Annotated in this window: 14 protein-coding genes; 5 read left to right on the top strand and 9 right to left on the bottom strand. The window is 66.4% G+C overall.

All coding sequences use genetic code 11. The annotated features are described in order from the left end of the window. Position 1 precedes the first annotated feature (1 nt). Both VGH54_RS18025 and fadD5 read right to left on the bottom strand, forming a co-directional pair. Positions 2–718 carry an MlaE family ABC transporter permease gene (locus VGH54_RS18025; RefSeq protein WP_414688743.1) on the bottom strand — a complete coding sequence of 239 codons (717 nt, stop codon included), beginning with the start codon at positions 716–718 and terminating at the stop codon, positions 2–4. Positions 719–1,023: 305 nt separating this feature from the next. Then, positions 1,024–2,670 carry a fatty-acid--CoA ligase FadD5 gene (fadD5, locus tag VGH54_RS18030; protein WP_414688739.1) on the bottom strand — a complete coding sequence of 549 codons (1,647 nt, stop codon included), beginning with the start codon at positions 2,668–2,670 and terminating at the stop codon, positions 1,024–1,026. Positions 2,671–2,778: 108 nt separating this feature from the next. On the opposite strand from fadD5, the gene VGH54_RS18035 reads away from it, so the two are divergent. Further along, positions 2,779–3,492: a GntR family transcriptional regulator gene (locus VGH54_RS18035; protein WP_331513441.1), complete on the top strand. Its 714-nt coding sequence runs from the start codon at positions 2,779–2,781 to the stop codon at positions 3,490–3,492. On the opposite strand, the gene VGH54_RS18040 is transcribed toward VGH54_RS18035, so the two are convergent. Both VGH54_RS18040 and VGH54_RS18045 read right to left on the bottom strand, forming a co-directional pair. Continuing rightward, positions 3,489–3,935 (bottom strand): SRPBCC family protein, encoded by a 447-nt coding sequence (locus tag VGH54_RS18040; protein WP_331513442.1) that lies wholly within the window; start codon positions 3,933–3,935, stop codon positions 3,489–3,491. The genes VGH54_RS18035 and VGH54_RS18040 overlap by 4 nt on opposite strands. Positions 3,936–3,965: 30 nt before the next feature. Next, positions 3,966–4,445: a thioesterase family protein gene (locus VGH54_RS18045; RefSeq protein WP_331513443.1), complete on the bottom strand. Its 480-nt coding sequence runs from the start codon at positions 4,443–4,445 to the stop codon at positions 3,966–3,968. Positions 4,446–4,459: 14 nt separating this feature from the next. On the opposite strand from VGH54_RS18045, the gene VGH54_RS18050 reads away from it, so the two are divergent. After that, positions 4,460–5,566 carry an alcohol dehydrogenase catalytic domain-containing protein gene (locus tag VGH54_RS18050; protein WP_331513445.1) on the top strand — a complete coding sequence of 369 codons (1,107 nt, stop codon included), beginning with the start codon at positions 4,460–4,462 and terminating at the stop codon, positions 5,564–5,566. A 120-nt stretch (positions 5,567–5,686) separates the two neighbouring features. Here the strand turns inward: VGH54_RS18050 and VGH54_RS18055 are convergent, their stop codons facing one another. Together VGH54_RS18055 and VGH54_RS18060 are read right to left on the bottom strand one after the other, a co-directional pair. Then, positions 5,687–6,253 (bottom strand): hypothetical protein, encoded by a 567-nt coding sequence (locus VGH54_RS18055; protein ID WP_331513446.1) that lies wholly within the window; start codon positions 6,251–6,253, stop codon positions 5,687–5,689. Between the two features lie 94 nt (positions 6,254–6,347). Continuing rightward, positions 6,348–7,517 carry a CoA transferase gene (locus tag VGH54_RS18060; protein WP_331513447.1) on the bottom strand — a complete coding sequence of 390 codons (1,170 nt, stop codon included), beginning with the start codon at positions 7,515–7,517 and terminating at the stop codon, positions 6,348–6,350. Positions 7,518–7,551: 34 nt separating this feature from the next. Here VGH54_RS18060 and VGH54_RS18065 point away from each other — a divergent pair, with 34 nt between their 5' ends. After that, a complete protein-coding gene (locus tag VGH54_RS18065; RefSeq protein WP_331513448.1) occupies positions 7,552–8,247 on the top strand; it encodes a DUF427 domain-containing protein in 696 nt (231 codons plus the stop codon). Here the strand turns inward: VGH54_RS18065 and VGH54_RS18070 are convergent. Genes VGH54_RS18070 through VGH54_RS18080 form a run of 3 tightly spaced genes read right to left on the bottom strand, consistent with a single transcriptional unit; the run spans position 8,226 to position 11,265 of the window. Further along, complete coding sequence (locus VGH54_RS18070; RefSeq protein ID WP_331513449.1) at positions 8,226–9,410, bottom strand: acyl-CoA dehydrogenase family protein; 1,185 nt, start codon at positions 9,408–9,410, stop codon at positions 8,226–8,228. The two genes, VGH54_RS18065 and VGH54_RS18070, sit on opposite strands and share 22 nt — an antisense overlap. Before the next feature lie 5 nt (positions 9,411–9,415). Continuing rightward, positions 9,416–10,297 (bottom strand): acyl-CoA thioesterase, encoded by an 882-nt coding sequence (locus tag VGH54_RS18075; protein ID WP_331513450.1) that lies wholly within the window; start codon positions 10,295–10,297, stop codon positions 9,416–9,418. Between the two features lie 47 nt (positions 10,298–10,344). Beyond that, positions 10,345–11,265: an LLM class F420-dependent oxidoreductase gene (locus VGH54_RS18080; protein ID WP_331513451.1), complete on the bottom strand. Its 921-nt coding sequence runs from the start codon at positions 11,263–11,265 to the stop codon at positions 10,345–10,347. A 137-nt stretch (positions 11,266–11,402) separates the two neighbouring features. On the opposite strand from VGH54_RS18080, the gene VGH54_RS18085 reads away from it, so the two are divergent. Both VGH54_RS18085 and VGH54_RS18090 read left to right on the top strand, forming a co-directional pair. Further along, complete coding sequence (locus tag VGH54_RS18085; protein WP_331513497.1) at positions 11,403–12,236, top strand: SMP-30/gluconolactonase/LRE family protein; 834 nt, start codon at positions 11,403–11,405, stop codon at positions 12,234–12,236. Next, complete coding sequence (locus tag VGH54_RS18090) at positions 12,233–13,048, top strand: thioesterase family protein (protein WP_331513452.1); 816 nt, start codon at positions 12,233–12,235, stop codon at positions 13,046–13,048. The genes VGH54_RS18085 and VGH54_RS18090 overlap by 4 nt, the downstream gene beginning before the upstream one ends. Positions 13,049–13,067: the final 19 nt, after the last annotated feature.

Consider the following 13,067-nt stretch of genomic DNA (forward strand, 5'->3'; position numbering starts at 1 on the left):
GTCAGAACCCCGTTCCGAATCGCACGCCGATGGTGGTCAGCACCACGTTGACCGCGAACAGCGCGACCACGCACAGCACCACGGTTTCGTTCACGGCGGTACCCAGTCCCTTGGAACCACCCTTCACCGTCAGGCCGCGGTAGCAACCGACCAGTCCTGCGATGAGCCCGAAGGCCAGCGCTTTGATCGTCGCGATCACGACTTCGGGCAGCCCGGTGACGAGCGTCAGCGTGGCCAGATATGCGCCGGCCGACACGTTCTGCATGTAGACGCCGAACAGGAATCCGCCGACCAGGCCGACCATACTGACCAGAGCGTTGAGCAGCATCCCGCACAGCGCACAGGCCAGCACCCGCGGAACCACCAGCCGGTGGATGGGGTCAATGCCAAGCACTTCCATCGCGTCGATTTCCTCGCGGATGGTGCGCGCACCGAGGTCTGCACAGATGGCCGTCGAGACCGCGCCGGCGATCACCAGCACGGTATTGATCGGGCCGATCTGGGTGATGACGGCGATACCCGCGCCGGCCCCTGAGATGTCAGCGGCGCCGACCTGGATCAGCAGGATGTTGAACGTGAAGATGAATAGCGCCGTCACCGGCACCGACACTGCCATCGTCGGCAGCAGTGCGACCCGCAGGATGAACCAGCACTGCAGGATGAATTCTTTCCACTGAAATGGGAAGCGGAACAACGCTTTTCCGGTCAACACACACATCCGGAAAAAGCCGCCGACGAGGACGAGCGGTGGGCCTAGTTGGTCACGGACGTAGTCAGTGACTCGAGGCTGCGTCGTTGTCACTGGGCCCCCCTTCCGCCGCGACCCTGCGCCTTGCGGGGGAGCGGCGAAAAGTCTCGCACAACTCCTCCTCGCCCCGTCCCTATTTGTGTGATCTCCGTCTCCCTACTGGTTGGTAGTAAGGCGGACCACAGGACTGTACCCGATGGGCTCGTGGGCGTGCATGGCATCGGCGTAATTCGCCTTTCGTCAATTTGACCTGCGGGTTTTTCGTTATGTCAGGTTCATCCGTTCTGCCCTGGATCCGTTGACGCTGAGGCGCTTTGAGGCACAGCCGAAGCCCCATAACGCGTCCGCAATTCTGTCTTCAGCACCTTGCCCGAGGGGTTGCGCGGCAGTGCGTCGACGATCTCCAGACCCTTGGGATGCTTGTAGCGCGCGAGCCGCTCTCCGAGGAACTCATCGAGGTCCTCGATGCGCAGGCCGCTTCGCGTTACGGCCGCAACCGCGATCGGCACTTCACCCCACTTCTCATGTGGACGACCGATGACCGCGACTTCGATGATCTCCGGGTGACTGGCGAGGACGTTCTCCACCTCCGCGCAGTAGATGTTCTCGCCACCGGAGATGATCATGTCCTTCTTTCGGTCGACCACCCACACGTAGCCTTCGTTGTCCATCCGGACCAGGTCACCGGAGTGGAACCAGCCACCCGCGAACGCCTCCGCGGTCGCTTCCGGGTTGTTCCAGTAGCCGCTCATCAATGTGGGTGCGCGATAGACGATTTCACCGACCTCCCCGACGGGCACATCGTTCATCTCCTCGTCGACCACGCGAGCCGCCACGGTCGGGATCACCTTGCCGACCGAACCGAGCTTTCTGATCGCGTCCTCGCCGAGCAGCGTGCAGGTCACCGGCGACATCTCGGTCTGACCGAACGCGGCCAAAATCTGCGACCCGGGGAAGGTTTCCGACAACTGTCGCAGCAGGGTATCGGATGCCGGCGCGGCACCCCAAGAGATCACCCGCAGCCTCACATCACGCGGATTCGCCTGCTGCACACTACAAACCGCCTGCCACTGAGCGGGGACCAGGAAGATCCCGGTGACGTTCTCGGCGGCCAGGACGTCGAGCAGGTGGCCGGGGTCGAATGCGCCCAGCGGATGAATCACCGTGGGCAGCCCCAGCAATAGTCCGGTTAATAGGTTGCCAATTCCGGCTATATGGAAGAACGGGACTCCGATGAAGCCGATGTCATCGGCGGCGACGCCGTGGGTGTAGAGGTTGGCCATCGTCTGACCGGTCAAGTTGGTGTGGGTCAGCACCGCACCCTTGGGCCGGCCGGTGGTGCCGGAGGTGTACATGATCAGCGCCGGCGATTCGTTGGGCACATCCGCTGGCCGGGCCGGCTCACCCGGCTCGTTCACCAGGTCCTCGTAGGCCAGTAGACCCTCGTCGGCGGTCTCACCGGCCACCACGATGGTGTTGAGCACCGACGTGATGTCGCGGACGCCGGCGGCCACCGCGCTCAGAACCGGTTCGGTGATCATGATCCGCGCCCCGCAGTCCTCGACCAGGAACGCGACCTCCGACGGCGTGAGCCGGAAGTTGACCGGGACGGCGATGGCCCCGATCATGTTGGCCGCCAGCACCGATTCGACGAACTCGGTGCGGTTCAGCATCAAGACCATCACCCGGTCGCCCGGGCCGACCCCTCGGCGGCCCAGGGCTCCGGCCAGTGCCGCGACCCGGTCGCGAAGGTCGGCCCAGGTGACGGTGTTGCCCAGAAATCTCAGCGCAGTCGCGCCCGGCTGCATGTATGCGTGCCGTTCGAGTTGATTGACCCAGTTCTGCCGGCGCGCCAAATACGGCTGCTCGGTGCCGGCGTCGCGGGTGTCATGAGCTCCATGGCCGGTCAACTGCGCGGTCAACTGGTCGCTCCCCTTCTCGTTGCTAAGCCCTGTGCTTAAGTTGATATTTGATAAAACTTGGTGTTGTCTGGGTCACACTATGGTCTGGGCGTCACGAAGACAACCCCGATGACCGCCCTCAGCGAATCGGCGGCACGGCGGCCTGCCGCGCAGCGGGAGGCTCGGCTTCCGCTGCGCCGAGCGCAGCTGTCCGACGAGGTCGCCGGCCACCTGCGGGCCGCGATCATGTCGGGCGCATTGCGGCCCGGGACGTTCATCCGGCTCGACGAGACCGCGGCCAAACTCGGCGTCAGCGCGACTCCGGTGCGCGAGGCGCTGCTGAAGCTGCGGGGCGAGGGGATGGTGCAACTCGAGCCACACCGCGGCCACGTCGTGTTGCCACTGAGCCGCCAGGACATCGACGACATCTTCTGGGTGCAGTCGACCATCGCCCGGGAACTCGCCGCGTCTGCGGCCCAGCGCATCACCGACGCCGAGATCGACGATCTCGAACACCTCACCGATCTGCTGACCACCGCCGTGGCCGCTGCCGACATCGAAGCGATCGCGACGACGGAGTTCGCGTTTCACCGAGCCTTCAACCACGCCACCGGACGGATCAAGCTGGCGTGGTTCCTGCTGCACGTGGCTCGGTACATGCCGTTGATGGTGTACGCCGCGGACCCGCAGTGGGGTGCCGCCGCCGTGCAGAACCACCGGGATGTGGTGGCGGCGTTGCGCCGCCGGGACACCGCCGCGGTCGTCGAGCACACCGCGAGGCAATTCACCGACGGCGCGCACCGGCTCACCGAACGGTTGCAAAGCAGCGGAATCTGGGACTAGCCGTTTGACGACGCCAGGTCCTCGGCGCGCTTCTTGAGGTTCTCGGCGAGGTAGTCCAACACGTTGCCGGCCAACTGCTTCACCATCGGTGCGGGTATCGGCATCGACGGCTCGACATCCAAGTCCACTGTCAGCAGCGCTGACGAGCCGGTGTCCACCACGCTGAACAACTGCTCCTGCTTTTTGAACAGGTTGCCCTGCTGCAGCACGGTCTGAATCTGCGTCGGGCTCGGGTAGTAGACCGCCTGGATCAAACTGTCCTCGATGGCCTCATATTTGGCATCGAGACGCAGCTGGCTTGGGCGCCCGTCGTCATAGCGGGCCAGCACCCACAGGCCCTGAACTCCGTCGTTCCACTCCGGGTAGGACTCGAAGTCGGCGACGATGGCCAGGATCGTGTCGGCGTTGGCGGCGACCTCAACGGTCTTGCTGACAAAAGGCATTGGCCGAGCATAACGAGAACGCTTCGACCGCTAACTCACGCAGGCCGTCGACAGCAGCGCGCGGATGTCGTCGGGGACGGGGGTCGGCCGGCGGGTGGCCTTGTCGATGTACACGTGCACCCAGTGGCCGACCGCGGCGACGGCCTGCGGCTCGTCGGCAGCCGGCTCTTCGGCGCCCCGGAAGACGCCGAGCCGATAAGTCACGCTGCTGTTGCCGAGCCGGGTCACGGCCACCCCGACGACAAGCCGCTCCGGGAAGTGCAGTTCGGAGAAGTAGCGGCAGCCCGATTCGGCGACGATCCCCTGCGCCGGCGCCGTCACCGGGTCGAGCGTGACGTTGGTCTGGATCCAGCCGTTGATCGCGGTGTCGAAAAGCTGGTAGTACACCGCGTTGTTCAGGTGGCCGAACATATCGTTGTCGGCCCATCGGGTCAGTACCGGCCAATGCACCGGGAAGTCTCGACTGGTGAGCCCGTCAGAGTGCGGCGGCACCGCAGAAAACGAAGGCATGGTTGTATTCGACCATGCTTGAAATCCGGGGCGCCGTACTGGAGCGGATCGGATTGCCTCGGCCGTTCGCGACGTCGCGGCCCATCACCATCGCCGACGTCGAGCTGGCCCCGCCTGGCGCCGACGAACTGCTGGTGCGCATCGAGGCCGCGAGCATATGCCACTCCGACCTGTCGGTGGTGGACGGCAACCGGGTGCGGCCGACGCCGATGCTGCTCGGTCACGAGGCGGCCGGGATCATCGAGAAGGTCGGCGACGGCGTCAACGACGTGGAAGTCGGACAGCGGGTGGTGATGACCTTCCTGCCGCGTTGCGGTCACTGCGCGGCGTGCGTCACCGACGGGTTGACGCCCTGCAAGCCGGGCAGCGCGGCCAACAACGCCGGCACGTTGCTCGGCGGCGGGATGCGGCTGAAACGCGGCGACGACAAGGTCTTTCACCACTTGGGGGTGTCCGGCTTCGCGACGCACGCCGTGGTCAACCGGGCCAGCGTCGTGCCGGTCGATCGTGACGTTCCCCCACCCGTCGCCGCGCTGTTGGGCTGCGCAATGCTGACCGGTGGCGGCGCGGTGCTCAACGTCGGCAAGCCGCAGCCGGGGCAGTCGGTGGCCGTCGTCGGCCTCGGCGGCGTCGGGATGGCCGCGGTGATGACCGCCCTCTCCTATGCCGGTGTACATGTGGTCGCTGTCGACCAGTTGCCCGAAAAGCTCACCGGCGCGCGCACTCTCGGAGCGCACGAGGCCTACACCCCGCAAGAGGCCACCGACGCCGGCGTCAAGGCCGCCGTTGTCGTCGAGGCCGCCGGCCACCCCGCCGCGCTGGAGACGGCCATCGCGCTCACCGCCGCCGGGGGCCGCACCATCACCGTCGGCCTGCCGCGGCCGGACGCCCGGATCAGCTTGTCCCCGTTGGGCTTTGTCGCCGAAGGGCGTTCGCTGATCGGCAGTTACCTCGGGTCGGCGGTGCCCGACCGCGACATCCCGCAGTTCGTCGAGCTGTGGCGCTCGGGCCGGCTGCCGGTGGAGTCGCTGGTCTCCTCGAGGATCACCCTCGAGGACATCAACACCGCGATGGACAACCTGGCCGACGGCACCGCGGTCCGCCAGCTGATCACCTTCTGATCTCAGCGAGTGTGAATCTGACTGCGCCGCTGGGGCGTGTCGCGTCGTATCGTTCACACTCGACGCGGCTAGGCCCCGTAGAACGCTCGCCGCAGCGCGCGGCCCTGTAGTACATGCGCATCAGCCAACCGGGATCAGCTCGGAATCCACCGGCAAAGACGCTTTCATGTCGGAGCGCAGTGTCTCGGTCGGACCGACCCTGCCCGGGATCCCGGCCGCGGCGATCGCGTGACGCTTGAACGCGCGTGCGGCACCGCTGAGCACATGCTGCACCGTGGCGGTCCGGCGCCCGACGGTGAGTGGCCAATCGTCATGCCAGAGAGTCAATTCCGTCATCCAGCGGTCCAGTGCGGTGAACACCTCCTGCCGAATGCGCGCGTCGGAGGCGAACATGTCGGCACTGACCGCCAAGCCGCGCGCCGCGTATTCCTTGCTCGCGGAGAGGATCTGCCAGTCAAGGCCGGCCACCTGGATGCCGAGGATCTGCAGCGGACGGCTGTCGCAGCGCTGCGGCAACAGCACGTTGACGTCCCAGCCAGCCCGCACCCGGTCGTAGAGCCAGCCGCCGATGCAGCCCACCACATCGGCGGGGCTGGAAGCGACGACGTCGAGTCGATACTTGACCGAGCCGTCGCAATGCTGAGCCTGTGGCCGTCGATTCTCGAAGTCCACCTCGAAGGTTCCCATCACGTCCCTTCAGCAGTCGAACGCCACAGCGCGTTCGATAACCCGGTCGACTCAGCGTGACACTTCTACCTCAATCTGTAAAGTTTCGATTGGGTCAGGACGGGCGCCGCGCCTCGAGCTCAGCGAGGACCTCGTCGGTGTGCTGGCCGAGCCGCGGCGCGCACGCCCGCGGCGCCCACGGCGTGCCGTGGAAATCCGCCGGTGTGGCGACCATCGGCACGGCGGCGGGTCCGTCTGGCACGTCGACCATGCCGCCGGCGGCATGAAACTGCTCGTCAGCGATGACATCTTCGATGGTGTTGACCGGTGACCAGAAGAAATCCGGTTCACCGGCGAAGACCTCGGCCCACTCGTCGAGAGTCTTGGTAGCAAAGATCTGATCCAGCTCGCCGATCAGCTCGACGGCGTTGACGGCGCGTGACCGCGCGTCGGCGAATCGCGGATCATCCAGCCACTCGGCTCTACCCACGGCGCGGCACAGCGGCGGCCAGTGCCGGTCGACTTCCAGCCCGACGATCCAGAACCGCCGGCCGTCGCCGGTGGCGTAGTTGTTCATGCACGGGTTGAACATCTTTTCGCGCTGCCCGATCGCGATCGGCTGGCCCGACATCAGGTAGGTGTTCAGGTCGAAGCTGACGGTGTAGGCGCCCTGGCGGTAGAGCGAGGTGCTGACCAGCTGACCGGTTCCGGTGCGGTCACGAGACACCAGCGCCGCGCAGACGGCTGCGGCCAGCGTCATGCCGGCGGAATGGTCGCCCATCCCGCCGCGCTGGAACGGCGGCGTCTCACCGGGCCGGGTCAGCAGGTGGGCCAGCCCGCCGCGCGCCCAGAACGCGGCGACGTCGTAGGCGGCCCGATCGGCGTCCGGCCCGGTCTCGCCGTAGCCGGTGATCAGCCCGTACACCAGCTGCGGGTGGTCCGGGGCAAGCGACTCGTAGTCGAGGCCGAGGCGGCGCAACGCCCCGGGCCGAACATTGGTGATGAAAACATCGGCGCCGCTGATCAATTCGAGCGCGGTGCCGCGACCGTCCTCGGTTGTCAGGTCGATGACGACGCTGCGCTTGGACCGGTTGTCCATCTCGAACGGTGGGCTGACGTCGACGTCGAGGCCGAGCATGCGGCCGAACATCCGGGCCGGGTCGCCGGTCGGCGGTTCGATCTTGATGACGTCGGCGCCCCAGTCGGCAAGGATGCCGCCCGTCGCAGGCCCGGCCACCCAGACGCCAAGCTCCACGACGTTGATGCCCTCCATCGGTCCGGCCATGCCACACACCATGCCACGCGTACGCTCATGCTCCATGAGCATGGTCACCGGGCATGGGCCGCTGAGCAGTGCTCCGGCAGGTTGGTTTTCGCCGAAAGTTCCAGCCGGCGTGGTCTACGTCGAACCGCATCCCCGGCGGGTTCAGGCGGTGAAAAACGGGCGCACGATGATCGACACCGAGCACGCGTTGTTGGTGCATCGGCCAGATCACCCGCTCAGCTACGCATTTCCCGCCGACGAGGTCGTCGATCTGCCCAGTGAGCCGGTGTCGGAGGCAGCCGGATTCGTCCAGGTGCCGTGGGACGCGGTGGACCTCTGGACCGAAGAGGGACGCACCCTGGTGCACTACCCGCCCAACCCGTATCACCGCGTCGATTGCCGGCCGACAAAGCGCCGTCTTCGCGTCATGGCGGCCGGGACGACGCTGGTGGACACCGACGACACGGTGATTGTGTTCGAGACGGCGCTCGAGCCCCGCCTCTACGTCGATCCCTCGCATGTGCGCACTGAGCTTCTGCGACAGACGGATACGTCGACCTACTGCAATTACAAGGGCCACGCCACGTATTGGTCTGCGGTCGTGGGTGATACGGAGATCGCGGACGTGGCGTGGAATTACCTGGACCCGCTGCCGGAGAGCCTGCCGATCAAGGGGTTCTTCAGTTTCGACGCCGCTCGCGCCGACGTCATCGCCGAGTTGCCGGAGTCTCAGGACCTCGGCGGCGAATAGTTGGGCCGTCCCAGCCCCAGGGCGTGCTGGGCGATCATGTTGCGGAACACCTCCAGGGTGCCGCCGTAGATACCGACCGGCGAGGCCAGCCGGAAGATGTATTCGGCGCCGCCGTCGTCGGCGGCACCCTCGGTCTCGACCGGCAGCGCCGATGCGGTGCCCAGGATGTCCATCAGGTCCGGTGCGACGTCGCGCATGGTCTGCGCGTTGGCCACCCGGCCGAACATCCCCGGGGTACTCAACGCGGCCTCGGTGCGAGCAACGCTGCGGCCCAACCGATATGCCACCGAAGTGTCGTCGAGCAGGCGGCGGCCGTCGGCGCGCGGTTGCGTGGCCAACGCGGCGATCGCGTCGATCGCCTCGGCCATCAGGATCAGATGCTCGCTCATCACCGCGAGCCTTTGCAACCCGTCATCTTCGGTTTCGACCGTGCCGTGCTCGACGTCTAGCGCACCCCGCAACACTCCCCAGCCGCCATTGACAGCGCCGATGCGGTATCGATCGTCCACCCGCACGTCGCTGTAGAAGACGATGTTGGTGCGGTCGCCGTCGATGGTGCGAATGGCTTGGATGTCGATGCCCGGCGTGTCGAGCGGCACCAGAAACATGGTCAGGTTCTTGTGTTTTGGCGCGTCAGGGTCGGTGTTGGTCAGCAGGAATACATATTTCGCGTTGTGCGCGTTGGACGTGAACATCTTGGAGCCGTTGATGATCCAGTTGTCGCCATCGCGGACCGCACGGGTTTTGCATGTCGCCACATCGGAGCCGCCCTCCGGCTCCGTGTAGCCCAGACACAACCGGATCTCGCCGGACAGCACCCCGGGCAGCACCTCTTCGGTGAGTTCCGGCGGCCCGAACTCGCGCACCATCTTCGCGACCACGGCGGTGGTGCCCCAGTGGAACCACGGAGTGTGCGCCCGACCGATCTCCAAATCCCAGATGCGCCGGCGCAGCGCGCTGAACCCGCCGTCGGACTCGTCGTTCCAGTCGGCAGCCAGATAGCCCTTGGCGCCCAGCGCCAAATGCACGCCCTCGTCGAAGTTCTCCCCACTCTCCCGGTCCCGGCGTATCACGTCGTCGGTGACGATCTGGGTCAGGAACGCCCTGAGCTGATCGCGGAATTCGCGGTCATCGGGAGAAAGCTCGACGGTCGAGAAATCCATGACTACTACAGCCGCGCTTCGGTTTTGATCGCGGTATCGGTGGTGCGCAGCGGGCGGATCAGCGCGTCCTGGGCGAACGAGGCGATCAGCTCACCCTCTTCGGTGTGCACCGCGCCGCGGACATAGGACATCCCCGCTCCGACCTGAGTGCTTTCGTGTGTGTACAGCAGCCATCCGGTCCACGACACCGGCTCGTGGAAGCTCACCGAGATCGTCATCGGCGCGGTCGAAACGGTTAGGTGCGACTGGGCGGTACCGATGCCCTCGTGGGCGCGCATTGTGGTCGAAATGCCAAGGTGGCCGGTGAAATACGCGATCAGCGCCTTGGCCAGATCATCGCGGGCGGGGATCTGGTCGTAGTGCAGCCAGGCATACAGCTCCGGCGGCCCGACCTCGTCGGGGCTGTTCACGTCGACCACGTCGACCAGTCGCAATTCCCTGCCGGCCATCGGCATCGCCCCGTCATTGGCGTCGGCGGGCGCGGCCACCTCTGGTCGCGGCAGGTGGTGGCGGATCACGTCGTCGCACGGCACGTCGAGCAGCGTCGTCACCGTGATGGCGCGACGCCCGCCCTGCGCCACGCTGACCACCGCGGTCGCCGTCGAACGGCCCTCGGCGACGACGTCGATGTCGAACTCCACCGGTGGCCCGACCACCACCGCACGGGCGAACACGGCGTGCACCGAGCGGACCGACTTCTCCGGAAACCGTTTGGCCACCGCGACGATCACCTGCGCGAGCACCTGGGTGCCCTCGACGACCTGACGTTCGTCCTCGGCGGCGATCCCGGTGTCGGCTTTAAAACGGCCGTCGTCGGCGGGGCGCGCGTCGAGCAAGTCCAGGAGGCCGGCGACCGACCAGTGCGTCTGCTCAGAGTCTGTTGTCACCTAGCGAGAATGACATTCTCGCTAAAACTTGTAAAGCCTCCCGCTCGTCACAAAGCCTCTATCACCTGGGTCTTGAAACGGTCGAGGACTTCGAGGGCGTGCGCCAGACTGTCGCCCGGCAGACCCACCTGCAGCCAATTCACGCCTAGCTTGGCCAGCCGTTCCAGGCCGCCCAGGTACGCATCGGCGTTGAAGTCGTCGTCGGCCGGGCTGCCCCCTTCGAAATTGCCGAAGACGATATCGATCGTCGAGGGGTCCCGGTCTGCCTCGTCGAGTCGGCGGCGCAGATCATCGATGCCGGCAGCGAGCGCCTCCACCGAATCCATCGCCGCGGTGCGCGCGGTCTGCGCCAGCTGTGGGGGCGCGGCGAACGGGCACCAACCGTCACCCTTCTCGGCGACCCGGCGGCGGGCGGCCCCGGAGTTGCCACCGATCCAGATCGGCGGATGCGGATCGCTGACCGGTCGGGGATGCGCGGTGATGCCGTGAGCGCTGAAGTGGGTGCCCTCGAAGGTGACGTCGTCGGAGGTCCAGATGGCCCGGATCGCATCGAGCGCCTCGTCGAACAATGCAGCGCGCTCCTCGAAGTCCACCCCGAGCGCGGTGAACTCGCGCTTGAGATAGCCGACGCCGACGGCCAGAGTGAACCTGCCACCGGAGAGCAGGTCCAGCGTTGCGCCAGACTTGGCCACTACGAACGGGTTTCGATACGGCAGCACCACGATGTTCGGGATCAGCCGCAGCGTGGTGGTGCGGGCCGCGGCGTATCCCATCGCGACGAACGGGTCCAGCGCGTCGTGTCCGCCGGCTTCGAGCCAGCGCTGAGTGGGCGCCGGGTGGTCGGTGAACCCGAAGCCGTGGATACCGGCGGCCTCGGCGGCAGCGGCCACTTTCGCGATGCCCTCGCCCGTGACCAACTCCGGGTTGTAGGGGTGGCTGTGCATCGGGTGGGTGATGTTGAAATGCATCTGCCGCTTTCCTTAGCTGAGCGCCGACGACGTCCCTGCAAACTACCGCGTGACATTTATACGATAATCTGTAAAGCCAGCTGGGCAACCGGCTGCTCAGTTTTACCGCCGCAAAGGAGCGACGCAGTATGACGGCGATGGTTGAGGGGCTGACCCCGCTGGCGACGGGGTTCTGCTTCGGCGAAGGCCCGCGCTGGTTCGAGGGCCTGTTGTGGTTCTCCGACATGCTCGGCGAAGCCGTGCATACCGTCACCCTGAGCGGATCGATGACCACGCTGCCGCTGCCCGGGCATGCGCCGTCGGGTCTGGGGTTCCGGCCGGACGGCACGCTGCTGATCGCGTCCACCGAAGACCGGCGGCTGCTGCGCTATGACGGCGAAACCGTCGACACCGTGGCCGATTTGAGCGCTGTGGCGCCGGCCGACCTCGGCGACCTGGTCGTCGACGGCCACGGCCGTGCCTACATCGGGTCGCAGGCCTTCAGTGGTGGCGTCATCCTGCGGGTCGATCCCGACGACACGGTCAGCGTGGTGGCGCGCGACCTGGATTTCCCCAACGGCATGGCCATCACCACCGACCACCGGACCCTGATCGTCGCCGAGTCGATCGGCCGGCGTCTCACCGCGTTCAGCATCGGCGCCGACGGCGCATTGTCCGATCGACGAGTCTTCGCCGATGGCCTGGACGGGCCGCCCGACGGGATCTGCCTCGACGCAGAGGGTGGGGTGTGGACGGCGATGACGCTGGCGCACCAGTTCGAGCGCATCGTCGACGGCGGTGAGGTGACGCATCGGATCGACATCGGCGATCGCGCGGCGATCGCCTGCGTGCTCGGCGGATCCGCCGGCCGCACGCTGTTCATGTTGTCGAGCAGCGACGCCTACCCCAAGCGCCTGATCGGTACCCGGCTGTCCCGGGTCGACACGGTGATCGTGGATACTCCTGCCGCCGGTGTGAACGGTGAACGATGACCGATTCCTATTACGAGCTGATCGACGATGCGGACCCGTTGGGCGAAAAGTTCTGTGCCACAGACCTTGTGCGCAGCACCTGGACAGCGGACATCCAGCATGCCGGGCCGGTGTCGGCGCTTCTGGTCCGCGCCCTGGAACGCTGCGCCGCCCGTGACGACACCCGGCTGAGCCGGATCGCCATCGACCTGTTGGGACCGGTACCGGCCGACGGTGACATGTGGGTTCGCTCGAAGGTCGAACGTCCCGGCAAGCAGATCGAGTTGATCAGCGCCGAAACGCTGGCCCTGGGGCCCGACGGCCAGCCCCGGCCGACGGCGCGGGCCACCGGTTGGCGGCTGCAGCAGCTCGACACCGCCGACCTGTTGCACGCCTCCGCACCGCTGCCGGCCCCGCTGAGCGAGGCGCGCAGCCGCGATCTCGCCAAGAACTTCGACCGCAACTATGTGCACAGCCTGGACTGGCGCTGGCTGACCAACCCGCTCAACGAGGGTCCGGGCGAGTCGTGGATCAAGCCGACCACGAACCTCGTCGCCGGTGAGACGATGACGCAGTTGGAGCGACTGTTCGCGGTCGCCGACTGCGCCAACGGCATCGGCTCCAAAATCGACATCAATAAGTGGACGTTCTTGAACAACGACCTCGTCGTGCACGTGCACCGGATTCCCGACGGCGAATGGGTCGGCATCCGGGCCGAGACCAACTACGGACCCGACGGGATCGGCACGACCGTGGGCACGCTGTTCGACGAGACCGGAGCCGTGGGCAGCATTCAGCAGTCGGTGCTCGTGCGCCGACGTCCCGGGTCCTAGTTCTGCGCCGAGATCGACG

The sequence above is a fragment of the Mycobacterium sp. genome (assembly GCF_036488105.1).
Taxonomy (GTDB): Bacteria; Actinomycetota; Actinomycetes; order Mycobacteriales; family Mycobacteriaceae; genus Mycobacterium.